Here is a 25,261-nt window from a genome sequence, read left to right as displayed (position 1 = left end):
ACGTACCTAGTTTGTTGAACTCACGATTTAGTCCAAGTATTTTTGTCTTGTGTGTGAACGCGGCGATGCGCCATTCAATAGCATTGTTGTTACATGCCTGACGGCATTTACCGAACGTTAGCGGTTTGATTTGGCTACCAATCTTACATCGCTAACGCGATTTGGCGCCTTACCGACCAGTGCCGTCAGGCACGTAACATTGGAGAAAATATGGGCTCTCGCGATACTCCCAAATCCCCTCGCGATTTGGCGCCTTACCGGCCAGTGCCGTCAGGCTCGTAACATAGGTAGAAAAATGGCCTCCCGCGATATTCCCAAATCCCGTAGGGATGTAACAACAACCTCTGCGTGCCGAACCTCTTACTTCGAGCTCTTGGTCGTGCCAACCGCGGCCGAACTAACGCCCGCAGGGACCGGCTCCGAGATGAGCTCGTTGAGGTCTTTGTTCCACTTCGCCACGTAATCCTCGAAATATTTGCCGGTAATCTCGCCGGTGTAGCCGGTGTGGATCTGACGTACTTCCCCCTTGCGGTCGATGAGGATTGTCGTCGGGAACGCCATCATGCGGTTCAGCGCCGGGAGTTTGTCGGAAGCCACTTTTTTATCGGCGATACCTCCGAAAAGGATGTCGTATTCAATGCCGTATTTCTTTTTCAATGTACCGAGCGTGTATTTAGCATATTCGAGGTCGTCTTTCTGCTCGAAACCAATCGCGATCGCTTCTACGCCGCGGGCCTTGTTGGCGCGGTACCAGGGCGCCAGGAAGGATGTCTGATCGGTACAGTTGGGGCACCAGGTACCGATGATCTCCACGATCACCACTTTACCTTTGTATTTGTCGTCGCTGAGCGAAACCTGCTTACCGTCGAGGTCGGGCAACGTAAAATCGAGCTTTTTGTAGCCTTCTTTCAGGAAGGTGAGTTTATAAGGGTCCGGCAGTTCGGCTTTGTCGTTCCTGCTGCCTTCAAATTTGGTGTTATCGTAAATACCCGAGCTGATGACGCCGGTAATGCTGCCGTCCTCATTGATTTTGCCCTTGTACACGCGCGGGTTCGGGCCCGAGAAGTGCGAGAGTACGAACTCGTCGCCCTGTACCACGCCTTCCAGCTCGCGGCTATCCCCTACCGTGGACATCACCACGCCCGTCAGCTTATTGCCTTCCTGTTTCAAAAGCGCCACATTATCAGGCATTTTGGCTTTACTGAAAACCTGCAAATCCCATTTGCCCGAAAGGTTATGTTTGGTCGGCTGCTCTTTTCCTTTTTCCACGAAACGATAGTCCTTACCGTATTCGGCGGAGAATGGCAGCGCGTTGCCGCGGAAACCTGGCACCAGACTGCGGTACTCGCCGGAAATCTTGCCGTCGGTCTCCACTTTCGCCTCGAGCGCGGCGTCGTAAGTATTCATTTTCACAAAAATCGAATCCCCGCCTAGCCTGGTCACTTTGAAATCATCGCGACGCGAGCCGTTCAGCAAAGTCAGGATCGGGTGATCCTTGTCTTTGGCATTGTATTCGAAATTAAATGGAATGTGTGTTTCGCTGATCACGAACTCGCCCCGCCATACGCCCTGCCTGGGCGCTTTGGCATCCGGACCGTCCGCAAATGCTGCATTACCGAACAATGTGGCCCCTGCCAATGCCACGGCTTTCATCTGGTTGCTGATTTTCATACAACTGGAAATTTTTAGGTTTTTGAAAAAATGAAATGCATTAAGCCTGAGCGGGCCTGACTGATGACGATTGCGATGTACAGCCCGCTGGCTGCATGGATCGCCCGCATTTTGCCGGCACGCTGAAAGTGCTTCTTGTTCGATCCGAGGCATTTTGCAGGATTGGCCCGGATCATTCGGCAGGTCGGTGGTGGTTTGTGACCGGCCGTTGAATCATGGAGCAAATATAAAACGTCGGTTTTAATTATCTACAATTTTCGTAGACTAAGTAGAATAAACTCGTTTTTCGTACCACCAAACTCCTACGCACGTACCTATAATGCGGAGCGTACATCTGGTGGCAACGTGCCCGATTTGTATTTTCAGAATTTTGATAAACCGGCCCCTGCCCCATTACCTTTGTGCCGTCTTACAATTACTTCCCAACTGCCGACCAGCCGCCGTCTTTTTCGGAAACCATAAACTTACGAGTCATGTCAAAACCTGTTCATTCAAAGCATTCCGTGCTCAAAAGTACCTGTACGCACTACCGTTGTTGTCCGGCCGATGCCTGGCGGAGTTAACTGCTTTTTTTAAAATATGTTTAGTCTATAAAATCCGTAGATTAAATATAATAATACTTGATCCGACGGTGTGCGGAATGGCTACCGACGGGACTGCAGGCTCTCCGTTGGGACGCCGGGCGTTGGTCCGGTACACGCCGGGCGCAACCCATTTCCGCCATCGCCGGATCAGGTTTTTCCATCGGTTTCAAGTTCGTCGTTTTAAATAATACTTATGAAACATTTATTACTTTTTATACTTTTAATATCTACTCCCCTGCTCGCCCAGCAGCGCACGCTTACAGGCGTAGTGCACGCAGAAGACGGCGCGCCCCTCCCGGGCGTGAACGTGGCGATCAAAAACACGCGCCAGGGCACGATTACCGACACCGACGGCCGTTTCACCCTTTCTCTTGTCAAAGGAGAAACCCTGGTATTCTCGTTTATCGGCTTTACAGCAAAGGAATTGCCCATTACCGCTTCTAACGAATACAATGTAACGTTGCTCGCCAGCACGCATACGCTGGGAGAGGTGCAGGTGGTAGGGTCGCGGAATGCCAATCGCACGAAGATCGATTCGCCGGTGCCGGTGGATGTCATCGATTTGAAACCGTTGCTGGAATCGGCGCCGCAGGTCAGCATTACGCAGCTATTGCAATATGTCTCGCCCTCTTTCCACTCTGTGAACGGTACCAATGCGGGCGATGCGGGCTCCGCGCTGAACCTTTCGCAATTGCGCGGGTTAGGCGTGGATCAAGTGCTGGTACTCGTCAACGGCAAACGCCGCCACAAAAGCGCCAACATCAACTGGGGCGGGCTGGGTAATGGCGCGACGGGCTACGACCTCAATGCGATCCCGACGGCCGCCATCGAGCGTGTAGAGATCCTGCGCGACGGAGCGGCGGCGCAATATGGTTCCGACGCCATTGCGGGCGTGATCAATATCGTGCTCAACAAGAGCGTCGACCAGCTTTCATTGAGCTCCACGGCCAGCACCCGACGCCGGGGCGATGGCACGACCACCCGCACCAATGCCAACTATGGTTTTGCATTGGGTAAAACCGGCGGATATTTGAATACCACCGCTGAATTTGCAACCCAAGCCATTTCCATCTTGCCAGGCAACGACAACGCCGGTCTCTATCTTGGCCCGATCTATGGCGGCGGCGCCAACACGCGCAACTACGATGCCATCTATACGAAGGAAATCGACGAGGCCATTCTCGCATCCCGGGGCATCGACCGCCACCATTTCGACCGTCGCGGCGGCGGTTCCAACAAGGCCAAGGACGCGTTGCTGTTCTTCAACGCCGCCGTCCCCATCCGTCAGAATGCCGAGCTGTACGCATTCGGTGGCATCAGCCACCGTAACTCGCAGTTCACCGCCGTATACCGGCTACCGGGATGGACCGAGCGCAACAATGCTTTCCTCTACCCCGACGGTTTCCTGCCCGCGATGGAGAACATCATTACCGATAAATCATTCGCCGTCGGTATCAAAGGCAAGATCCGTGACTGGGACGTCGATATTTCCAATGTATATGGTAAAAACGATTTCGGGAATGTGATTACCAACTCGTTGAATGCGAGTCTGGGCCTGAAAACGCCGACCACCTTCGACGCGGGCAGCTACAATGCGAGCCAGAATACCGGCAGCATCGATATCAGCCGTTACTTTCCAAAGGTGCTGAAAGGTATTAACGTGGCGTTTGGAGCACAATATCGCGTGGAAACTTACCAGATCATTGCAGGTGAGGAAGCATCTTACTCCAAAGCCGATTTAAGGGCTATTTACGGACTTGATACGACCGCCAACGGCATTATTTACGAAACCAAAGACGGTAGCATCGGCCTGAACGGCCTTTCACCGGGCTCGCAGATCCACGCCGGTTTCCGCCCCGAAAACGAGGTGAGCGTAAACCGTTCGATCCTCGCGGGATATGCCGATATCGAGGCAAATATTACCAACAAATGGCTGCTGTCCGGCGCCGTGCGGCTCGAAAGCTTCTCACAGCTACAAAACGTAACGACCTACAAAGTCGCGACCCGGTACAGCATTACCGATTGGCTGGGCGTCCGTGCATCGCACAATACCGGTTTCCGCGCGCCCGACCTGGCCCAATACTACTATACCGAAACTTCTACTAGCTTCCAGCAGGGCCGCGCCATCGATCAGGTAACCGCCTCCAACCAGAGCGCCGCGACCCGCGCACTGGGCATACCCACGCTCACACCCGAGAAATCCAAAGGGTACACGGTCGGCTTTACGTCGCAGCCATTCCGCAACTTCGAGCTCACGGCCGATGCCTACCTCGTGGATGTCGACAACCGTGTGGGGAATACGGGTAACTTCTCGGCTACCGATGTCAATCTGCCGACCGAGGTCCGCACGCTATTCGTGCAAACCGGCACTACCCAGGCCAAATTCTTCTATAATTCGTTCAGCACTCGCACCAAGGGGTTGGAAGTTACGGGAAGCTACCGCACGCCGTTCCGTAATGGTACATTGAGCCTGCTTTTGGGCGCCAACTTTGTTAAAAACGGGGTCACAAGCGTCAATACCCCGAAAGGACTGGAAGCCTACCGTTACATTATCTTCAACGATGGCGAAAAAGCGCGGGTAACCTCCCAGATCCCCGGTCAGAAGATCACATTGCAAGGTATTTTCAAGAAAAACCGGCTCACCTACCTCGCGCGCGCCGTGTATTTCGGATCGGTTACCAATGCATCGGCCTTGAATGCGACGTTTCCAAAACCCGATTACTTCTACCAAAAGCTGAAACCGATCTGGGTGGCGGATGTGTCGGTGGCTTATACGTTAACCAAATCCATTCAGGCCGCACTGGGCGTAAATAACCTCTTCAATGAGCTGGGCGACTATTCAGACCCCAAACTGAGCGCTTTGAATAATCCATCGGTGATCGGCATCCAGAACGGCAGCGCCGGTATCCAGCCATTCATCCGTGTTACCGCAAAACTCTAATCCAAACATGAACATGAACACATTCAAGCGACTGGTCCGGCAACTGGGCATTATCCCGGCCATTTTCCTCGCTTCCGGTTGCAAAGACGCCGGCTACCTCGATATCGACGCCGCCGACCGGCCTCCGCTGAGCGCATACATCAGCTTCGTAAATGCCCGCCCGATCGACGCCGGGCTGTCATTCTGGACATTTACCGACAAAGTGACGCCCACGCCCGTGGCCATCAACAAGGCCTCGGAATACCTGCCGACCGTCTTCGGAAACGTGCAGATCAACTTCACGGAAGGCACCAACACGAGCTACAAGGCGTCCTACCAGTTCGGCAACTCGGCCACATTTACAGCCACCGGCCGCCCCAACGGTCCCATCGCGACCTTCTACCACACCGTAGTGGCCGCGCGAACCGCCAACAACAAAGCCGATTCGCTGATCCTGTTCTACGACGACCTCAAAGCCCCGGCCTCCGGTAAAGCCAAGCTCCGGTTCATCAACCTATCGCCCGGCGCGGGCACATTGAATGTAGTTCAAAACGGCAAAACGCTCTTCAATCAGGTAGCCTACGGCCGCGCCGCCAACTCCGCATTATCCGGCGAAGCATTAAGCGCCTGGTCGCTCGGCCCCTTCGAAACCGTCGACGCGGGAACGCTCAACGTCGATTACATCAACGCCGCAAACTCCGCCAAAGTAGGCTCCGCCAGCCTCCCATTGGAGGCCGGGAAAATATACACGGTCTTCACAAGAGGCCTCATAACCGCCACGCCGTCCTTCGGCACCAGCGTAATTGAACATCCTGTAAAGTAAATGGTGATTGGACAAAATGAAAGCCGCACTGCCGATGGTGGTGCGGCTTTTTGTGGCTCGTTTATTATTCCAAAACAACCACCTTCAATTTCGAAAGTTTTGCAATCCTCTTGAAATCGGATTTATTAAAAGTATACAGCTTATCGCAATGCCGTTCTGCGATGGCGGTATGGAGGCAGTAGTTGATGTGCTGGAAGCCCAGTTGCTTTCCCAATACAATAGCCCTTTGCATTTCGATCACATCATAACCTACCGGATGGTATTCCAGAAATTTAAATACTGCTTTTTCTATTTTCTGAGCCGGTTGACCCAGTCGCTCTAAGACAAAGATCGCCTCCTGCAATGTAAGAAACGATATCAACACCTTCCTGGCATCCAAAGCATCATCAAATACATTCTTGCAAGCTTATGTTTTACATCATCTTGCGGGACAAGCAAATGAATCAATACATCGGTGTCGAAGTATGTCATAGATTCACTTCATTTGCTATCTCCGAAATATTAATGTTCGGATCGATCTTCGCGTCGTTGAAGAGGTCTATTAATTCCAATGTTGATTGGTACAATTCGGCTCGGGAGACGTCGGAAGATTGGACATCTTCTACTACGATCTTGATTTCTTTATCTCCAAAGAGATTTTTGATCATGTGCAGAAAACCGGGTGTCATACTCCCGGCCTTTAAATGAAATGTGTGTTGCATAGCTTTCTGGAATTGCTTTTCCCCAAAATAACAATTCCGGAAAGCCCGTGCAACCTAAATTAGCGCGTTATCCGCTGGATAATTGAGAAATGAGCAGAAGGTTACGCCACCGAAAGCATCCGCCTGCTCAACGCGCTCACGCGGATGCCTTTCAAATATTTCGTACGTTCCTCTATTTCGTTTTGATAGCGGAATGTGTAGCCCGGGCCGACGGCGCGCTTGAATTCGCGGGTAGCTTCCTTGATTTGCTTACGCGAGATACCGCTGTATTCGAGTTGGAGTAATTGTGCTCTTTCCGCGGTGGATTTTTTCAGTTTCCAGTATTGCGGATGGTTTGGCCCGATGGGTTCGCGGAAGTCGGTGTCGTGTTTTTCGCGGATGAGAAATTCGTAATCGATGACGATTTCGCCGCGGTTGCGGGCCACCTGCCCTCTTACCACGATCTTGGCCTCCCGGCCCACGCTCAGATGAAATGTCTTTTCTAATATCATGACGGTTTCCAGTTAACAGGAGTTGATGCTCCTCGCCTCAAAAATTCCATTCCAGCATCCAGGTGGTTTAATGCGGAATATATTAGTCTACTTATTTTATAGACAAAGTAAAGTTAAAAATATCAATGTTCAAAACCTGGGCTGCAAAAGTTACTTTCAGCCGTGAAACATTTGGTTTTCCATACCAATTTTCACGATCTTGGCACATTCACATTTCCTTACCCGAACCGCCCACTGAACATGAATACCCATTTTAAAGCATGCCTGTCGTATGCGATAATGCTGGTCGTGCTGCTCCTGAACTCCCCTGTCCAGGCGCAGCCCGCGTCCAAAAGCAAACCCAACATCATCGTCTTTCTGGTCGATGATATGGGCTGGCAGGACACGTCGGTGCCCTTCTGGAACAAGCCTACCGATTTCAACCGCCGCTACCACACGCCGAATATGGAACGCCTCGCCCGCGAGGGCATGAAGTTCACGAACGCGTACGCGATGCCCGTGTGTACGCCCACCCGCGTGAGCCTGATCACGGGCGTGAATGCGGCGCGCACCCGTGTGACACACTGGACCTCGCCCGACAAAGACAAGAATACCGATTTCGCCGACGCGGCACTCAATGCTGTCGACTGGAATATCAACGGTTTCAGCCCCGTCGCCGGCGTGGAGCATACATTTCATGGAACGGCGTTGCCGGAGGTGCTGCGCCAGAACGGCTACTACACCGTACACAGCGGGAAGGCGCATTTTGGTTCCACGGGCACGCCAGGCTCCGATCCGCTGAATGTCGGGTTTGAGGTGAATATCGCCGGCAGCTCAATCGGGCATCCCGCAAGCTATTCCGGCAAGGCCAATTACGACAATCCGGCCAACGGAAAGCCCAATCGCAATGCAGTGCCGGGATTGGAAGCCTACCACGGCACCGATACGTTTCTGAGCGACGCCATTACAATCGAGGCCCTGAAAGCCATCGAAAAGCCGGTAACCGACAAAAAACCGTTCTTTCTCTATCTCGCGCATTATGCAGTGCATGTACCGCTGACGGCCGATCCGCGTTTTTTGAATAAATATCTCGGGGCAGGGCTCGACAGTACGGAAGCCAAATACGCCGCGCTGATCGAAGGAATGGACAAGAGCCTGGGCGATGTACTGAAATACCTAGACGACAAGAAAATTGCCGACAATACCGTGGTACTTTTCATGTCGGACAATGGCGGCCTGAGCCTTTCGCCCGCGCGTGGCGGAAAAGCCTGGACGCACAACCTGCCCTTGAAAGCCGGAAAAGGGTCCGTATATGAAGGCGGTATCCGCGAACCTATGCTGGTGAAATGGCCGGGGGTAGTAAAAGCGGGCGCCGTAGCCGATCAATATGTGATTATCGAAGATTTTTTTCCCACCATCCTGGATATTGCAGGTGTGAAAACCGCCAAAACCGTTCAAAAAGTGGATGGAAAGACATTTTTGCCCATCCTGAAAAATCCGGCATATAAAGACGGCAAGCGCGGACTGGTATGGCACCACCCCAACCGCTGGATTGCCGCCGAAGGGCCCAATATCCACTATGCGAGCGCGTTCAGGCAGGGCGACTGGAAACTGGTCTACGATTACCGGCAAGCGAAGCTGGAACTCTATAATTTACGCAACGACATCGGTGAGGAGCATGATCTGGCAGCGACGAATCCGGCAAAAGTAAAAGAACTGGCTGCGCTTCTGACAAAGCAACTCAAAGCCTGGGACGCGCAATGGCCTGCATTCAAGGCTACGGGCAAGCCGGTGCCATTTCCGGATGAAGTAGCGCTTCAATAACAAAACACCCCCCAGGAAGCCCCGGGAGGTGTTTTAGCTTTACTCAACGTGTACAACAACGTGTACGTTTATTGCACATCAAAATATAATGCCTGCATCACCAAATCTCCTACAATTTCTTATCAAACGGCCTCCTAACCCTCGCCTTCGGTGTTCTTCATCTTCATCAACAGCGAATAGGCATTGCGGATAACCACTCTTGATCCGGCACCGACGCCCGGTCCGCCGATCTGTTGAATGCCCTCGCTGATGGTCCCAGGGACGATTTCAACCATTTCAAAGTTACCTGAATCGCGCTCGACGAATACAAACGATTTATTCTCCCAGCGGACCACGGCACTTTCCGGGACCGTCAATGCCCTTCGGGTTTCAACCGAGACCTCCCCGTTCATGAACATGCCCGGTACGAGCGCGGCGCTGTACCGGTCGAAATGGCAATGCACTTCCGCCATCCTGTCATCGGTAAGGCTTTTTCCTATGAGGATGATTTCAGCGGTGAATCGTTTCGAAGGATCGGCATTGGCGTAGGCCGTAACCCGCTGACCGACGACCAATGCATTCAAATCCTTTTCAAACACATTCAGGGCCAGATGGATGTCTTTCGGGTCGACGAGCTCGAAAAGCATGTCGGTAGGCGCGGTGTATTTACCCACGTTTACATTCACTTTGGAAACAAAACCGTCGATGGGGGAAAGAATAGGGACAGTTTTGGAAATATTATCAGGCGTCAGCTTTTTGGGCGCTATCCCGATCACTTCGAGTTTCCGCGCGAGGGCATTCATCAGTATCCGTTGTGTTTCCATTTCCGCTTTGGCCTGCTGGAAAACCTTATCGCTGGCTGCTTTGCTCTGGTTCAGGTCCTTCTGGCGGGCATATTCGCTTTCGGCCAGCTCGAATTTGGCGCGGGCCGTGAGGTAATCCTGTTGGAGCTGGATAAACTGCATATCCTCCAATTCCGCCAGCACCTGGCCTTTCCTGACGCGCATACCCGGCAGCATTTTCGTCGATTTAAGGTAGCCGCCGAGCGGGAAGCTCAGACTGATCGTACTTTGCGGCGGTACGTCGATCTTGCCTTGCAGCGTAAGCGTTCCGGATACGTTTTTCAAAACCGGGTTGCCGACCTCGATCCCCACATTGCGGATCTGTTGCGGATCGAATGACACAAGTTTCATCGTTGCTGCGCTTCCGGCACCCGCAGCTGCAATGGTATCCGGCTGTTTTTCAACCGGCTCACCCGCATGTTCATGGCGGCTGGCCGTATTGCACGAAAGGCAGACCCAGAGTAGAATGGATATTAAAATGGATGTTTTCATAATGACTTATTGATTGTTCAAATGGAGTAACTGGATGACCGCCTCGTTGTAGCTGCCCAATGCATTCACATATTCGCTTCGGATGGCGATGGATTGTCCCGCCAGGATCACCCATTGCAGGTAGTCGATTTCCCCGGCGACGAACTGGCGGTCGGCCACGGTCATGATCGTTTCCGCATTGGGAAGGCCCTGCTGTTCATAATAGCGCAGGTTTTCGGCGTATTTCCGGACCTGCTCCCGTGCATTCCGCGCATCCGAACGCAAGCGCTGGCCGGTCAGCTCGGCGTCGTTTTGTGCGCGCAGCCATTCGATCCGCGCCGCGGCGATCTGCGCGGTGTGCGCCTTGAAAAAGATCGGGATGTTGATACCGAGACCGTAGTAACCGAAGCGATCTTTACCGGTAAGGTTCACTTCCTGGCCGTTCAATAACTGTGTTCCCCGGAAACTGAGGTTGTTGTACGCAGCGGTAAATTCCGGCAGCATTTTCGATTTCTCTGTTCGGTAACGGAAATAGGCCGATTGCGTAAGGTGTTCACTGATTTCGAGCAGGGGCAAGTCCGTGGAAACCGTGTCGGTAGCATTCGGCGCTGCCATGCGCGGTACGGTCCATTGCGGGGTGTATGCCAATGAATCCTGCAACCAGAAATTGAACCGTTCGAGCACAATGCCGATATCGTTCCGCACGAGGTTAAGCTGGTTGGCGATCTGCTGTTTCTGCGAGCTGGCGGCCGTTTTTTCGAGGATATTGGAAGCGCCGCGTTCGAAACGGAGGTTGGATTTATTTTCAAAACCAGTGAAAATGCTGTCGGCATAGATCAGCAGCTTTTCGCGCTCTTTCAGCACGGCATATTCGTAGAAAAGTTGCCGTACACCCGTACGAACTTCCTGCTCGCTCAGCCTCGTACGCGCCCGCGCCGCGAGGTAATCGGCTTCTCGGAACTTACGCTGGTGGGTGTACACAGACGGGAATGCGATCGTCTGCGAAATGCCGATGCGGGTGTCGTTGTTAGGGCTGTTGAACTTGCCATAATCGGCGCTGATACCCGTTTTGGCCATATCAAACGCGCTACCCCTCAGCTTTTCGGCCGCCTGCTCACCCAGCCGGCTTCCCTTCACATGGCGGTTATGTACCAATGCCTTTTGCACCGCTTCGTCGAGCTTAACGGGCGCGTTTTGCGCTTGTACCGAAGTTGCAAATACCAGCAATACGCCTATTACAGTGGCGACACTGCGTGGCTGCATTTCCGGTTTATTTTTTGAATTAAACAACAAATACAAAGCTGGTAATACAAAGAGCGTCAGCAATGTAGCCGTCACCAACCCGCCGATCACCACCGTAGCCAGCGGCCGCTGTACTTCCGCCCCGGCGCCATTGCTGACGGCCATAGGCAGGAAACCGAGCGATGCCACGGCGGCGGTCATGAGTACCGGGCGCAGGCGGTTGCGCGTGCCGGTCATCACCAGCTGTAATGCATCGGTGATCCGGCCTTCCTTTTTGATGCGGTTGAATTCTGAGATCAGTACGATGCCATTCAACACTGCCACACCGAACAAGGCGATGAAACCCACGCCAGCCGAAATGCTAAATGGCATGCCGCGTAGCACCAGTGCGAACACCCCGCCAATGGCCGACAGCGGGATCGCCGTGTAAATGAGCGCGCCGTCCTTTACCGACGAGAATGTGAAATACAGCATCATGAAAATCAGCAAAAGCGCTACCGGCACTGCAATACCCAACCGCGATTTGGCCTGTTGCAGGTTTTCGAATGCCCCGCCGTAAGTAATAGAATAGCCGCTCTCGAATTTGATCTTCGCGTCGACCTTCTTTTGCAGCTCCTCCACGATCGACTGCACATCGCGGCCGCGCACGTTGAACCCGACGATAATGCGACGGCGCGTGTCCTCGCGCTGGATCTGGTTCGGCCCCTCGATCTCGCGCACCGTGGCTACCTGGCTAAGGGGTATTTGCAGGCCATTGGGCGTCGATACCAGCAGGTTTTGCACATCCGCAATGCTTTTACGGCCCTCTGCACCTACGCGCACCACGAGGTCGAAGCGTTTCTCGCCTTCGTAAATCTGCCCGGCGGCGGCGCCTGCGAAAGCGGCGTTGATGGTTTTGTTTAGGTCGTCGATATTCAGGCCGTATTTCGCGATTTCGGCGCGGTTGAAGTCGATCACGATCTGCGGCATGCCGGTTACCTCCTCGACGTACCAGTCGGCGGTGCCGTCCACGCGCCGGGCGATCTGGCCGAGCTGGTTCGCATAGTCGGCGAGTTTATTCAGGTCTTCTCCGAATATCTTGCAAACCACATCCTGCTTGGCGCCGGTCATGAGCTCGTTGAAACGCATTTGAACGGGGTATTGAAAGCCGGTCGTCACGCCGGGAACTACTTCCTGCGCCGTAGCGGCCATTTTGGTGGCCAGTTCGGGAAAGGTTCTGGCATTCGTCCATTCGGATTTGTCTTTCAAAACGATGATCATATCCCCGCCTTCGATCGGCATGGGATCGGTTGGGATTTCGGCGCTGCCGATGCGGGATACCACTTTGATCACCTCCGGATAATCCCTTTTGAGCCGGTCGGAAATGCGGTTGATCGCCTCGATCGTCGTACTGAGATTGGTACCAACCAAAAGGCGCGTTTCCGTGGCGAAATCGCCTTCTTCGAGCTGCGGGATAAATTCGCCACCCATTTGGCTGAACAGCAGCACCGCCGCGCCAAAAAGCACAAACGCCCCGGCCACCATCGCGCGCTTGAAGCGCAATGCACGTGCGAGTACCCGCTCGTACACGCGCTCGATCTTTTCCATGATCCTGTCGGACCAGTTCCCCTCCTGGCTGATCGTCTTGCCGATCAGCAGCGAACTGATCATCGGCACATAAGTAAGCGACAATATGAATGCACCGAGGATCGCGAATGCGACCGTCTGCGCCATGGGTTTGAACATCTTGCCTTCAATACCCGACAGCGAAAGTATCGGCAAATATACAATGAGGATGATAATCTGCCCGAAAACAGCCGCATTCATCATCCGGCTGGCCGAGCCGGACACCTCTTCGTTCATTTCCCGCTGCGTGAGGCGGCTTACGCCCGCGTATTTCGGGGAGGTATGCAAATGATGCAGGATCGCCTCGACGATGATCACCGCGCCATCGACTATGAGTCCGAAATCCAGCGCCCCGAGGCTCATCAGGTTGCCGCTTACCCCGAAAATGTTCATCATCGCCACCGCAAAAAGCATCGATAGCGGGATCACCGACGCCACGATAAACCCGGCCCTCAGGTTACCCAAAAACAACACGAGCACGATTACGACGATCACCGCGCCTTCGAGCAGGTTGTGCTCCACGGTGCCAATCGCATTGTTCACCATTTTGGTACGATCGAGAAAAGGCTCTATTTCCAGGCCTTCGGGCAAGGTCTTACTGATCTCGTCGATTCGCGCCTTCACATTCCCGATCACTTCCGACGAGTTTCCGCCTTTGAGCATCATCACGATCCCACCGGCCACTTCGCCATAACCGGCCATCGTGAGTGCGCCATAGCGGATCGCGGATGCGAAGCGTACCTGCGCCACGTGGCTCACGAGCACGGGAACACCCGCGCGGTTGGCGACCACAATCTGATTGATGTCGTCGATCGAACCGGCCAGGCCGAGGCTGCGGATGTACAGCACCGTCGGGCCTTTTTCGATGTAGGCGCCGCCGGTGTTCTGGTTGTTGCGGCTCAATGCGGTGAGCACGTCGGTAATAGTGAGCCCCATCGCTTTCAGGCCGGACGGGTCTACGGCCACTTCGTATTGTTTCAGTTCGCCTCCGAATGTGGAAACGTCGGCCACCCCGGGGGTGCCGAGCAATTGCCTGCGGATAAGCCAGTCCTGCGTGGTACGGAGGTCGGAGAGGGAGTATTTTTGCTCAAAACCCTTTTTGGGCTTCACCACATATTGATAAATCTCCCCGAGGCCGGTGGTGACGGGCGCCAGCTCGGGCTTACCGGCGGTCTCGGGCATTTCAACCTGTGAAAGACGTTCGGTCACCTGCTGGCGCGCCCAGTAAATGTCGGAATCGTCGTCGAAAACGATGGAAACGAGCGAAAGCCCGAAGCGCGACATGCTCCGGCTTTCTTTCAGACCGGGAATATTGGCCGTGGCATGTTCGATCGGGAAGGTAATGAGCCGTTCTACGTCCTCGGTACCGAGCGACGGCGCGGTGGTGATGATCTGCACCTGGTTATTGGTGATGTCGGGAACGGCATCGATGGGCAAACGGGTCAGTTCATAACTACCGAAGGCAACCCACAGCAGCATGAATATCCCGATCACCAGCTTGTTCTCCACGGAGAACCTGATGATTCTGTTCAGCATATTGGTCGAAAAATAAATACACGGATGCGCGCACGACCATTCGAATGGCATGCACGGACATTTCGGGCATGGTTAGCCCTGTGATCTGGTGTATTTATGCCCGTGGCGGACGGAAGAGCGAGCCCAGCACGGTGCTGTAATCGACCTGCGAAGTGGCAGGGCCATACTCGGCTTTGATAGGGAGGTAAACCCTTTTAAATGTAAATACGGGGGTATTAGGAACGAAAATGAAGCTGGACGTATGCGCTTCCACTTTCTTGAAAGGCAGCTGCATGTCTTTGTCGTCGTCATTGTCGTCGAGGTCCTTTCCGAGGTAATGCATGGAAAGGAAGTCGGAGAAAGTGATTTCGCTGTTGAGCAACTGGTGCTCGGCGAAATGTTTGAGTAGCAAAGGCGCTTTGTACACCTGGCACAGCGAAGTGGTATCCAGGATAACTATAAATAAAATGATATTTCGCAGTAGCCTTCTCACGGAGGTAAAAGTAACTCAGCGAATCGTTAAAATCAATGGAAGGGCAAAAAATGTCACGCTGAGCGCAGTCGAAGCGCGGTACAGAACCGCGCTTCGACTGCGCTCAGCGTGACAGACCGGATCAGGGCGACAGCTTCATAGCACTTGGTGCACCTCCGTTTATTAGTTAAAAAGTACAAATTTCTCCAAGCCCGGTCACATGCTTTAGTTACCGCTTCATGAACCCTGCAGCGAGGCAAGCTTGGATTCGTCGTCGGCGATTTTCTTTTTCAGCGATTCGATATTCTTGTTCAGCTTTTCGAGGTTCTGCTGCGCCCGGCGCGCACGCTTCGCATCGCGGTGCGCTGAACCGGCGCTTTTGCTTGCCCGGCGCGCATGTTTTTTATCCTGCGGATCATCGCCCAGCTTCTCGGCGGCTTTTTTATTCTCCTCGGCAGATTTCTGCGCGTTTTCGGCGGTATTCGCCACTTCTTCGGTTTTTTGAGGAACCTGATTTTCCAGTTTGGCCAGTTCAAGCTTTCGTTCATTCAGCCGTTTGCTGAGTTCGATTACCTGTTTCTGGTCTTTCAGCATGTTGATAGAGTCTTTGGACACCACCTGGGCAGATGCCGACCATGTGATCAGCAATAGTCCCAATACGCCTATTATGTCCTTGATTTTCATAATGGTATTGATTTAAATAAAACGATACTAACCTACCCTACGCAAAAACTGTGCCCGGGAGTACCGCTAAATATAATGTTCTACCCGGAATCAAACAATGATTTTCGGGGTTATTGAAATGCGCTCCCCGGGGCGTGTGTCACTCTTGTTTACTAAATCATCAACAAAATTGAAATACATTCTACGCCGGACCGGCCTCGGTCTCTGCCTGGCAATGACTTCCCTCCTCACCTCCTGCGACGACCTTTTCCAATACAATCCGAATGAGGAAACGCTACTCGAAAAGGAAAGGAACCTCACCGCCAAGAACATTGAAAGGATCACGCAGCTATCCGTTTCCGATACCACGCGGTTCATCCTCATGGGCGACTCTCAGCGCTGGTACGATGAATGCGAGGAGTTTGTTAAAAGCGCCAACCAGCAAAAGGACATTTCGTTCGTACTGCACGCCGGCGACATTTCCGATTTCGGGCTCACCCAGGAATTCAAATGGGTGAACGAGATCATGACCCGCCTGAAATACCCGTACGTAACCGTGATCGGTAACCACGATATCGTCGCCAACGGCTCGGCCACCTACCGCAAAATGTTCGGCCCGCTCAACTATTCCTTCGGTTTCGGGCACGACAGGTTCATTTTTATCAATACCAATTCCCGCGAATATGCGTTCGACGGCTCCGTGCCGGACATTGCCTGGCTGAAATCGCAGCTGGCCGACAATCCCGCGAAGCTGAATACCATTGTGGTAGGTCATGTACCGCCATTCGACGCGGATTTTGACAAAAACCTCGAAAAACCCTACACCGAAGCGCTAGCCGGCGACCCGAACGTGAAGTTCACGCTCTACGGCCACCAGCACCGGTTTTATGAGGGCCAGTTTTACGACGACGGCGTGAATTACCATCTCACCACCTCCATGGGTGCGCGTGGTTACATGGTTATTACGACCTGGAAAGGCGGTTATAAAGTTGAACGGGTCGAATTTTGAAAGCCATGAAAAAGTATTTCCTATCGCTATTTTTGTTAGTAAGCCTCCATTCGCAGGCGCAGGAAGTGGGTCTTAATGCCCGCCGCAAATGGTTCCTGCCCGATCACCTGAAATTACAGTTTGCCGGCAATATCGGCTTTCTTTCCGGTGGGCCGGGTTATGCCTCGCGCAACCAGACGCTGGAAACGGACCTCCTTTTTGGGTTTTTGCCCCAAAAATTCGGTGGCGACGCGCTGGTAACGACTACCCTCAAAACGACTTATTCGCCCTGGCGCATCGGTTTGCGGAATAATTATTACATCCGGCCATTCTCGATCGGCGCTTACCTGAGCTACACCTTCGGGCCGCAGTTCGATAGCAAATGGCCTTCCTACTACCCGGCTGGCTATTACTGGTGGGCTACGTCGATCAGGCCGGGCGCGTACATCGGCGGCAAAGCAGGACGAAATGTGGTGCTGAACAACCACAGGCGGTCGCTTGAACTTTATTACGAGCTGGGTACTTACGACTTGCTAATGATCAGCTACATACAAAACAAAGGTTTTCTGAAACTGCACGACATCGTAAGCCTTTCAATCGGCGTCAAATATGGTTTCGATTAAATGCGCTCAGTTTTCGAGGAAATGTCGCGGATGATTTCGTCCAGGGAATAGGCCGACGTCAGGACGTGATCGAGCAACTCGTTTCGCTCGGTATCCGAATGCTGGTAGTTGCGGATCAGGTCGATCAGACCCATCAGCCTCGCGAGCGGCGCGCGTATCACGTGCGACTGCATCCAGGCGATCTCCTGTAACTTGTGGTTCCGTTCCTCGATTTCGCTGATATACCGCAGGCGGTCGGTTACGTCGTGGCCGATCGCGATCCAGTGGGTATGCACGCCGCGGGCATTCGCCACGGGCAGAAGTGCGAGGTTAATGAAGAACTCCTCGCCGTCGCGGGCGTAACGCAGCGTGGCGCCTTTGAGCGCTTCGATGTTGAAAATAGCGTCTTGCAGGCGGTCGAAATCGTTCCGCGCAGGGCTGAAACCTCTCAGCAAAGCGGGACTTTTGCCTACTACTTCATCGGGCAAATAGCCCGTAATGCGGGTGAAAGCGGCATTGACGTACAGGATTTTCAGCCCCGAAATATCATGCGGGTCGGATTCCGCAATGAGCACGGCGTCGTTGGTGTTGGTAATCACCGACACCAGCAATTTCAGTTCGTGCGCCTCCTCCCGGGCCTTGGTAACATCCCTCAGCACCCCGATCATACGAATGGCTTTTCCTGCCCGGTTGCGCCGGAAATAACCTATTTCCTCTACGAAGGCGTACTGTCCGTCGGATTTCCTGAAACGGTACTCGACCGCCCATTTGTACTGCTGCGGGTCGGCGAGTTGTACTTCCAGGCTCTTCCCGATAAGCTCGCGGTCGGCCGGATGTACCCGCTCCGCCCAGCGCGACAGCGGGTAATGCTTTTTGTCCGGCTCGTTGCCGAAAATCCGGAAAAAGCCGTCGCCCCATTCGATATGGTCGCGCATGAGGTCCCAGTCGTAAATGGCGTCGTTGGTGGCCATGTTCACATACTCGTACCGCTCGTTGACGTCCTGCACGAGTTCCGAATTCTGCCTGTTTTCAAAAATCACCTTCAAAATGGCGGCGATCCGCTCGATTACTTTCAGCTCGTCTTCTCCCGGCTCTGCGATGCGGTCGTAATACACTGCGAAGGTCGCTACCACTTCGTCGTTGAGTATGATCGGATACGACCAGCAGGCAAGCAGGTCGTGGGGCAATGCGAGATGCCGGTAGCATTCCCAGCGCGGATCGGTGGCGATATCGCTCACGATTACCTGCTGTTTCAGGAAAGCCGCCGTTCCGCAGGAGCCCGCCTGTTCTCCTATGGACAGGCCGTTAATGGATTCTACATATTCCAGTGGCAGCGAAGGCGATGCCAGGCTGTGCAATCTTTTATTTTTTACACCCAACAACGAGCACCTGGAATGGGGGAACATCGCTTCCACCCCTCTCACATACCGATCCAGGACGCTGCTCAGCGGTGTGCCTTTTACCGAATTCATTTCCAAGACGACTTTTTCGAGGTGTTCGAGGGTTTCGAGTCGTTTGGCTTCGGAAATGTCGACCATCAAGCCCCGCAGCAGGACCGCCTTTCCGCCTTCCCGGATCACCGACACCACGTCCTTGATCCACACGAGGCTTCCGTCGGCCTTGATCATGCGGTAGTCGAAAATATGGTTCCGCAAGCCCTGCGTCTCGCGATGGCAGTAACGCACGGCCTGTTCGCGGTCTTCGGGGTGAATATGGTTTTGCCAGAAGGCGGGGTCGGCGAGCCACTCTTCCGGGGTATAACCCAGAATATGCTGTACCTGGTCGCTGATAAAATTGAATTGAAAATTTTCCGCATCGGCTTCCCACACGATCCCGTCGACCGTCTGTACGAGCGATTCAAACTGCCGGTGCGACTGTACGAGCTCCTGCTCAACCATTTTACGCTCATGAATATCGTGAATGACCCCGTAAATGCGTGTACATACGCCTTCCACAATATCCGCCTTACCGGTTACCCGCACCCATTTCTCCCGGCCGGTCCAGGTAGTGATGATCAGTTCGAGATCGAGCAGTTTACCCGTCACGATCGTGTTCTGCACGGCTTCCATGAAAGCATCGCGGTGCGCTCCCGCACGATAGAACTCGATCGCCGTCAGGTAACCGGGCTGGTAATCGGCGGGTACCTCGTGAATTTCCTTCACCACATCCGACCAGGTGATCACCTGGTTGATCAGATCGGCCTCCCAACTACCCACGCGAGCAATGCGGAGCGTTTCGTTCAGAAATTTTTCGGAAGTGAACGGGCTGTGCGTCTGCCGCGCGAGCGTTAGTTCGGTCACATCCGTCACGGTACGCACGATACACACAATTTCACCGGCCTCATTCCGGACCGGGGTATTTGTCGCCAGCAGGTATTTGACGTCCTGCCAGCCACGGTCGTCCGGCGGCAGAATGTACTTGGCCGCAGGCGACTGGTTGGGCAATCCATCCTTTACCAGCTTTTCGAGCAGGTTGTTCCATGGGGATACGAGGTTATATGGATTATTCGGATACGCCTCGTAAAACCCCTTGCCAACGAGCTCATTACGCCCCAAACGTACCATATCGAGATACGCGTCGTTGACGTCGGTGATCGTGAATTTGGGCGCGTCGGGCAGCACCACCATACTTGGCGCGGGTAGATACTTGAATACCTGACTCAGATAGTGGTTGATCATATCGTTTCTCGGCCAAATGACCTGATGCACAGTTTCCCTAACGATATTTAATAAACGTCGACATAAAATTCCCCACGGTCCTTAACCTCATTATTCGTACAATTTAAAGATATTTTCAACGAAAAGAGGCAATTTAATCACTATATTGGGATTGAAGCCTTAAATATTCTCATGAAAACGATTCTACCTATTGCCGCCCTGTCGCTGCTGGCGGGCCTTGTCGCATTCGAACGCCGATCGCCGGAGACGATACCTTACCCGGCTGCTTCCGGCGAGATCGCCGTGTGCGGGCCGTCGTACCCAGGTATGCAGGCGCCGCTGCTCAACGGCAAATATGTGGTGGCGTTGCCGGGATGGGGCGACTTTTCATACAAGGTATCGACCAGCTCCGACAGCTCGCAGTTTTACTTCGACCAGGGGCTGAATATGTATTATGGTTATCACTTCAAGGAAGCCCTGGCCTCGTTCCGGGAAGCAGGCCGGATCGACTCTACCAATGCGATGGCATTCTGGGGCCAGGCGCTGGCTATGGGGCCGTATTATAATGCAGCCCATTTGTACACCAAACCTGCCGAAGTAGCTCAGGCGCTGGACAAAATGAATAGCCTCACAGCCCACGCCACGGGAAAGGAAAAATTGCTGATCGACGCGATGAATGTCCGGTATTCCGACGACCCCGCCGACGCGAAACGGTCGGAACTCAACCAGGCTTATTCCGACAAATTGAAAAAGCTCGTAGCCGATTATCCCGACGAAAACGAGTTCAAACTGCTTTATATCGACTCGCAAATGCTCATGCATGCCTGGGATTTCTGGAAAAAGGATGGTACTGCCAAACCCTGGACACCCGAGCTGGTAGCATTGTGCGAAAAAGCGCTGAAAGTGGCCCCGAAACATCCGGCCGCATTGCATTACCATATTCACCTTACCGAGGCATCTAAACACCCCGAAGTGGCCCTCGCGAGCGCGGAGGCGCTGCGCGACCTGCTTCCGGGCGTTGCGCACATGGTGCATATGGCCAGCCACGAATACGAGCGCAATGGCCTGTACGCGGAAGGCGTGGAAGTGAACAACCTCGCCGACGACGCGTTGCTGAACTACGATATGCTGGCCAAAAACCTGTCCCTTAGCAAGCATTCCCCGCATTACTTTGCCGTACAAACCTACTGCGCGCTCACCGCGGGCATGTACACGGACGCGATGCGTTACGCCCAACGCGTCCGTCGGAGTGTGACGCCCAAACCCGAAACTACTTATGACCAATACCTGTACATGCTACCGGTAATGGCGCAGGTAAGGATGGGCAAATGGCAGCAGATCCTCGCCGATTCCATCACGCCCGATCCGAAATGGACCTACGCGAGCCTGCTTTCGGATTTTGCGAAAGGCGTCGCGTTCGCCAACACCGGCCGCCCGGATTCGGCCGCCGCCCGGCTTGCAGCATTGAAAATCAAAGGACAGGACCCGGTTTTGACCAAACGGAGAATCCCGTTCAATGCACCGGTTGAAATAGCGGCCATTGCTGAAAAGATACTGGAAGGGGTGGTCGCCATTTCGCGCAACGAGCAGGCAAAAGGCATCGCGGCATTGGAAGAAGCCGTGAAACTGGAAGACAAACTCATTTATACCGAACCAAAAGACTGGCCGCTTCCTTCCCGCCAATTTCTGGGCGCATACCTGCTGAAATCGGGGAAACCGGCATTGGCCGAAAAAGTTTACCGCGACGACCTGATCTACAACCCGTCCAATGGCTGGTCGCTGGTAGGGTTATCGCAAAGCCTTAAAGCACAGCGAAAAACGAAGCAACTGGCGGGTATCAGGGCAAAATATGAACGTGCATTCGCGAAAGCCGAGCAGATTCCGGCAGGCTCTGTCTTTATAAAGTAAGAGCACTGTTCAACCTTATCGGAATCGTTTATGCGTGTTTTAAAAATCGGAAGATCAGGCCGGAATACCATCTTATCCGCCACTTTGGTAGCAGGCACGCTGGACATCCTGGCGGCATTTCTGGTGTATGCCGTGATATTGGAGAAAACCAGCCCGGCACGCATACTCATGTCGATTGCCAGCGGCGTTTTCGGCAAAGCGGCCTATTCCGGGGGCACGCCGATGATCATTACCGGCTTGCTGCTGCATTTCCTGATCGCTTTTATTTTTTCCACTTTTTATTACCTCATTTACCCGGGTCTACCCATCCTGCGCCGGAGAAAGCTGCTCAGCGGCATTCTCTATGGCATTTTCATCTGGCTGGTAATGAACCTCGGTGTGCTGCCGATCGTATTCAAAGGCATGCCCCTCCCCGATCCCGGCGCCGCGTTGACAGGCATTGCGATCGTGATTCTAGCCGTGGGGATACCGATTGCGTACATTGTGTCGGCGCCGCGGAAGTGACCGGCCAATTGACATTGATTTTTAATGAAAGAAATATATCAGGACAAAGTACAGGGATATAAAAGCGCGGCGGCCAGTTTTGTACCCGAGCTCGGCAGGCTTTCCTTCACGAGGCTGGCCGCCTTCCTCATCACCGGCATTTTGATCATGCTGTTCGCCGCCAGCGGCTGGATCGTTCCCGTCGCCATTACGGCCATTGCCGGTACCGTTTGGTTCGCCGTGACGTTGCGCAGCTACAACCGCATTACCGCTGAGAAAAAGCGGGCGGGGTTTTTCATCCAAATCAATGAAGCCGAGCTCCGGCGGATGGATAATGACCTTTCTGGCTTTCCGACCGGCAGCGAATGGCTGCAACGCGACCACGACTATGCCGCTGACCTCGATGTTTTCGGGCATCACTCGCTGTTTCAACTGCTCAACAGAACCACCACCGAATCCGGCGCGCGACTTCTGGCACACTGGCTCTCCGCCCCGGCCGCCCTGCACGAAACCATTACCGACCGCCAGGTGGCCGTGCGCGAACTGGCCGCAAAAGTTGATTGGCGGCAGGAGTTCCAGGTTTCGGGTATGCAGTTCGAATCCACCAAAAGCGACTACGAACTGCTTTTGAAATGGGTGGAAGAACCGGTTCAGTTCTTGTCTTCGCGCAAAAAGTTGCTGACGACCAGCGTACTGTTAGGCATTGTATCAACCGTTGCGCTGGCCTATTTCCTCTATTATCTCCTGTTCCACCTCCGTGAGCTCTCCGGCATTCATTTGCTGCCGTTGGTGTTGATGCTGGTCGTCAACTCCGTTTACCTGCGGAAATTCAGTCAGGCCTCAGAGCACATTATACTGAGTACCCAGCGCAATATCGGCATCCTGGGAGCATACCAGTCATTGATTGAAACAGTTGAAAAACAATCGTTTGGAGCGAAGAAACTGCGCGATTTGCATGCTGTACTGAAACATGCGGGAAGTTCGGCTGCGTCGGAAATCAGTGCATTGAAAAGGATATTGGAAATGTTCCAACAAAAAGGAACACGCAATACCATCGGCAAGAATGCATTTTATGGTATGATGAATAACCTGTGGCTGCTCGACGTTCACCTGATCCTGAAAACCGAGGACTGGAAATCGCGCAACCGCGACCATATCCGGCCGTGGATCTCGGCGGTGAGCGAAATGGAAGCACTCGCGAGTATTGCCGGTTTCGCCTATTCCAATCCCGGCTACACCTTTCCCGAAATATCTACCGAGCAATATCTGATTGATTTCCGGACAGTTGGACACCCTTTGTTAAAGCAGAAGAAACGGGTCAGCAACAACTTCACCATGCAAGGTCGTGGTGCAACTACGATGATCACCGGTTCCAATATGGCTGGTAAAAGCACTTTTCTGAGAACGGTGGGCATCAACCTTGTGCTCGCATTCACGGGTGCGCCCTGCTGCGCGTCGCACGCACGCGTATCGCCCCTGCGCGTATTCACGAGCATGCGCACGCAGGACAACCTCGAAGAATCGGTCTCGTCGTTTTACGCGGAATTGCAACGGATCGAGCAACTGCTCAGGTTGGTGGGCGAAGGCGAGCCTATTTTCTTCCTGCTCGACGAGATGTTCAAAGGTACCAATTCGCAGGACCGTTTCCGGGGCGGCGTATCGCTCATCCGCCAGTTGGGCGAGCTCAATGCATTCGGCATGATCTCCACCCACGACCTCGACCTGGCTAAACTGACAAAGGACCTTACCATCGAAAATTTCAGTTTCAACAGCGTCATCAGCGACGGGCAGATTTCGTTCGACTACCGCCTTACACCGGGCATTTGCACCGATTTTAACGCCAGCGAATTGATGAAGCGCAGCGGGATACGCATATTGTCGGATATCAGTGCCACCTGAAAACGGTCAGGGCTGCTCAACCGCTGCTTCCAAAAATTCTTCCAACGTCGTTTTCCCCTGCGCCCGGATCGTTCCCTTACCGTCGGGGCCCGATTTTCCGCTGACAACCGCCTCCGTCATTTCGACAAAATTGCGGACGCCATCGGAAGAGAACCCGATCGAATCCAGCGTTTTCTCCCAATCCTTTCGGGGAATTTGCTGTGCTGTGATTTCTTTGCCCAATACTTCGCTGAATGCTTTTGCAACGTCGGCCGAGCTGTATGCTCCCGGGCCGTAGAGCTCGTAGATCGTCCTGTCGCTGTCGCCATTGGTCAACACTTCTGCGGCGAAATGGCCCACATCCGTCGGGCATATCATCGGGATTTTAAGATCGACCGGAAAGAAAGTGGGCAACACGCCGCTTTCCTTCGCCGATTCGACGTAACCAAGCCAGTTGCTGAAATAGTACGCCGGCCGGATGAACACCCGCGATATACCCATGCCGTCGAATGCATGTTCGAGCATGTAGGACATTACCAGGTTACCCGTCCCCTCGCGGTGCTGCGCGCCCATCGACGACAACCCTACCACTTTTTGAATACCGCCTGCGGCCAGTGCTGCGCGGTAATTGGTGAGGATATCGTTGGTATCGCCGAGGACATTTTCTTCTTTGCCGGTCTCGGGAGTCAGCGCAAAAAGCGTATCGCCGTCGCGAAGGGCCACTTTCAGCGCCGGCAAGTTATGCGCATCGGCAATAGCCGCGTCCGCCCCGCGTGTTTTCAGCGCTTCGGCCTTCTCTTCATTTCTTACAATTCCTTTCACCGGTTCATCCAGTTCCAGAAGCTTTTCCACGACCGCGGAGCCTACCCGGCCCGACGCGCCCAGAATGATATGTGCCATGATTTAGCGTTTCAGTGTTTGTGATGAATTTGAAAATTCCGGTTACATCAAAAATCAAACCAG

At 53.5% G+C, this 25,261-nt stretch carries 18 protein-coding genes; 8 read left to right on the top strand and 10 right to left on the bottom strand.

The window, feature by feature from the left end:
* Positions 1–360 precede the first annotated feature (360 nt).
* Positions 361–1,671: a peroxiredoxin gene (locus BMW93_RS27450; RefSeq protein WP_090384019.1), complete on the bottom strand. Its 1,311-nt coding sequence runs from the start codon at positions 1,669–1,671 to the stop codon at positions 361–363.
* 777 nt (positions 1,672–2,448) lie between these two features.
* On the opposite strand from BMW93_RS27450, the gene BMW93_RS27445 reads away from it, so the two are divergent.
* Positions 2,449–5,196, top strand: coding sequence for a TonB-dependent receptor (locus BMW93_RS27445; protein WP_229240863.1), 2,748 nt, complete (start codon positions 2,449–2,451; stop codon positions 5,194–5,196).
* A 13-nt stretch (positions 5,197–5,209) separates the two neighbouring features.
* Positions 5,210–5,998, top strand: a complete 789-nt coding sequence (locus BMW93_RS27440; protein ID WP_177194222.1) for a DUF4397 domain-containing protein — start codon at positions 5,210–5,212, stop codon at positions 5,996–5,998.
* 64 nt (positions 5,999–6,062) lie between these two features.
* Here the strand turns inward: BMW93_RS27440 and BMW93_RS27435 are convergent, their stop codons facing one another.
* The 3 genes from BMW93_RS27435 to BMW93_RS27425 form a co-directional block, all read right to left on the bottom strand.
* The gene (locus tag BMW93_RS27435; protein ID WP_090384012.1) at positions 6,063–6,377 is read right to left on the bottom strand and encodes a type II toxin-antitoxin system VapC family toxin; all 315 of its coding nucleotides are present in this window, start codon (positions 6,375–6,377) and stop codon (positions 6,063–6,065) included.
* An 88-nt stretch (positions 6,378–6,465) separates the two neighbouring features.
* Positions 6,466–6,699, bottom strand: coding sequence for a hypothetical protein (locus BMW93_RS27430; RefSeq protein WP_090384009.1), 234 nt, complete (start codon positions 6,697–6,699; stop codon positions 6,466–6,468).
* Positions 6,700–6,800: 101 nt separating this feature from the next.
* A complete protein-coding gene (locus BMW93_RS27425) occupies positions 6,801–7,190 on the bottom strand; it encodes a hypothetical protein (RefSeq protein WP_090384007.1) in 390 nt (129 codons plus the stop codon).
* Positions 7,191–7,430: 240 nt separating this feature from the next.
* On the opposite strand from BMW93_RS27425, the gene BMW93_RS27420 reads away from it, so the two are divergent.
* A complete protein-coding gene (locus BMW93_RS27420; RefSeq protein WP_409013120.1) occupies positions 7,431–8,993 on the top strand; it encodes a sulfatase in 1,563 nt (520 codons plus the stop codon).
* A 134-nt stretch (positions 8,994–9,127) separates the two neighbouring features.
* Here the strand turns inward: BMW93_RS27420 and BMW93_RS27415 are convergent, their stop codons facing one another.
* The 4 genes from BMW93_RS27415 to BMW93_RS27400 all read right to left on the bottom strand — a co-directional run bounded on the left by BMW93_RS27415 (position 9,128) and on the right by BMW93_RS27400 (position 15,803).
* On the bottom strand, positions 9,128–10,306 hold the full coding sequence (locus BMW93_RS27415; protein ID WP_090384005.1) for an efflux RND transporter periplasmic adaptor subunit: 1,179 nt from the start codon (positions 10,304–10,306) through the stop codon (positions 9,128–9,130).
* A 6-nt stretch (positions 10,307–10,312) separates the two neighbouring features.
* Positions 10,313–14,668 carry a CusA/CzcA family heavy metal efflux RND transporter gene (locus tag BMW93_RS27410; RefSeq protein ID WP_090384354.1) on the bottom strand — a complete coding sequence of 1,452 codons (4,356 nt, stop codon included), beginning with the start codon at positions 14,666–14,668 and terminating at the stop codon, positions 10,313–10,315.
* 94 nt (positions 14,669–14,762) lie between these two features.
* On the bottom strand, positions 14,763–15,140 hold the full coding sequence (locus BMW93_RS27405) for a hypothetical protein (RefSeq protein WP_090384002.1): 378 nt from the start codon (positions 15,138–15,140) through the stop codon (positions 14,763–14,765).
* A 216-nt stretch (positions 15,141–15,356) separates the two neighbouring features.
* Positions 15,357–15,803 carry a hypothetical protein gene (locus BMW93_RS27400; protein ID WP_090383999.1) on the bottom strand — a complete coding sequence of 149 codons (447 nt, stop codon included), beginning with the start codon at positions 15,801–15,803 and terminating at the stop codon, positions 15,357–15,359.
* A 169-nt stretch (positions 15,804–15,972) separates the two neighbouring features.
* Between BMW93_RS27400 and BMW93_RS27395 the strand changes: the two genes are divergently transcribed.
* Both BMW93_RS27395 and BMW93_RS27390 read left to right on the top strand, forming a co-directional pair.
* Positions 15,973–16,791 carry a metallophosphoesterase gene (locus tag BMW93_RS27395; RefSeq protein ID WP_229240861.1) on the top strand — a complete coding sequence of 273 codons (819 nt, stop codon included), beginning with the start codon at positions 15,973–15,975 and terminating at the stop codon, positions 16,789–16,791.
* Positions 16,792–16,796: 5 nt separating this feature from the next.
* A complete protein-coding gene (locus BMW93_RS27390) occupies positions 16,797–17,393 on the top strand; it encodes a hypothetical protein (RefSeq protein WP_090384348.1) in 597 nt (198 codons plus the stop codon).
* Here BMW93_RS27390 and BMW93_RS27385 read toward each other — a convergent pair.
* Positions 17,390–20,050, bottom strand: a complete 2,661-nt coding sequence (locus tag BMW93_RS27385; protein ID WP_090383994.1) for a PAS domain-containing protein — start codon at positions 20,048–20,050, stop codon at positions 17,390–17,392. The genes BMW93_RS27390 and BMW93_RS27385 overlap by 4 nt on opposite strands.
* A gap of 171 nt (positions 20,051–20,221) precedes the next feature.
* On the opposite strand from BMW93_RS27385, the gene BMW93_RS27380 reads away from it, so the two are divergent.
* From BMW93_RS27380 to BMW93_RS27370, 3 genes are read left to right on the top strand one after another with little or no spacing between them, the layout of a single operon-like run.
* Positions 20,222–21,937 carry a hypothetical protein gene (locus BMW93_RS27380; protein WP_090383991.1) on the top strand — a complete coding sequence of 572 codons (1,716 nt, stop codon included), beginning with the start codon at positions 20,222–20,224 and terminating at the stop codon, positions 21,935–21,937.
* A gap of 30 nt (positions 21,938–21,967) precedes the next feature.
* A complete protein-coding gene (locus tag BMW93_RS27375; RefSeq protein ID WP_090383988.1) occupies positions 21,968–22,441 on the top strand; it encodes a DUF1440 domain-containing protein in 474 nt (157 codons plus the stop codon).
* A gap of 24 nt (positions 22,442–22,465) precedes the next feature.
* On the top strand, positions 22,466–24,319 hold the full coding sequence (locus BMW93_RS27370) for a MutS-related protein (protein ID WP_090383986.1): 1,854 nt from the start codon (positions 22,466–22,468) through the stop codon (positions 24,317–24,319).
* A 6-nt stretch (positions 24,320–24,325) separates the two neighbouring features.
* On the opposite strand, the gene BMW93_RS27365 is transcribed toward BMW93_RS27370, so the two are convergent.
* Positions 24,326–25,198 (bottom strand): NmrA family NAD(P)-binding protein, encoded by an 873-nt coding sequence (locus BMW93_RS27365; protein WP_090383983.1) that lies wholly within the window; start codon positions 25,196–25,198, stop codon positions 24,326–24,328.
* Positions 25,199–25,261 lie beyond the last annotated feature (63 nt).

The sequence above is a fragment of the Dyadobacter sp. SG02 genome (genome assembly GCF_900109045.1).
In the GTDB taxonomy this organism is placed as follows: domain Bacteria; phylum Bacteroidota; class Bacteroidia; order Cytophagales; family Spirosomataceae; genus Dyadobacter.
Note: the sequence above shows the minus strand (reverse complement) of the source record. Positions and strands in the feature narration are given on the sequence as shown.

Coding starts and splice junctions, on each gene's coding strand:
- BMW93_RS27450 (WP_090384019.1), bottom strand. CDS start 1,671: ATGAAAATCAGCAACCAGATGAAAGCCGTGGCATTGGCAGGGGCCACA.
- BMW93_RS27445 (WP_229240863.1), top strand. CDS start 2,449: ATGAAACATTTATTACTTTTTATACTTTTAATATCTACTCCCCTGCTC.
- BMW93_RS27440 (WP_177194222.1), top strand. CDS start 5,210: ATGAACACATTCAAGCGACTGGTCCGGCAACTGGGCATTATCCCGGCC.
- BMW93_RS27430 (WP_090384009.1), bottom strand. CDS start 6,699: ATGCAACACACATTTCATTTAAAGGCCGGGAGTATGACACCCGGTTTT.
- BMW93_RS27425 (WP_090384007.1), bottom strand. CDS start 7,190: ATGATATTAGAAAAGACATTTCATCTGAGCGTGGGCCGGGAGGCCAAG.
- BMW93_RS27420 (WP_409013120.1), top strand. CDS start 7,431: ATGAATACCCATTTTAAAGCATGCCTGTCGTATGCGATAATGCTGGTC.
- BMW93_RS27415 (WP_090384005.1), bottom strand. CDS start 10,306: ATGAAAACATCCATTTTAATATCCATTCTACTCTGGGTCTGCCTTTCG.
- BMW93_RS27410 (WP_090384354.1), bottom strand. CDS start 14,668: ATGCTGAACAGAATCATCAGGTTCTCCGTGGAGAACAAGCTGGTGATC.
- BMW93_RS27400 (WP_090383999.1), bottom strand. CDS start 15,803: ATGAAAATCAAGGACATAATAGGCGTATTGGGACTATTGCTGATCACA.
- BMW93_RS27390 (WP_090384348.1), top strand. CDS start 16,797: ATGAAAAAGTATTTCCTATCGCTATTTTTGTTAGTAAGCCTCCATTCG.
- BMW93_RS27385 (WP_090383994.1), bottom strand. CDS start 20,050: ATGATCAACCACTATCTGAGTCAGGTATTCAAGTATCTACCCGCGCCA.
- BMW93_RS27380 (WP_090383991.1), top strand. CDS start 20,222: ATGAAAACGATTCTACCTATTGCCGCCCTGTCGCTGCTGGCGGGCCTT.
- BMW93_RS27375 (WP_090383988.1), top strand. CDS start 21,968: ATGCGTGTTTTAAAAATCGGAAGATCAGGCCGGAATACCATCTTATCC.
- BMW93_RS27370 (WP_090383986.1), top strand. CDS start 22,466: ATGAAAGAAATATATCAGGACAAAGTACAGGGATATAAAAGCGCGGCG.
- BMW93_RS27365 (WP_090383983.1), bottom strand. CDS start 25,198: ATGGCACATATCATTCTGGGCGCGTCGGGCCGGGTAGGCTCCGCGGTC.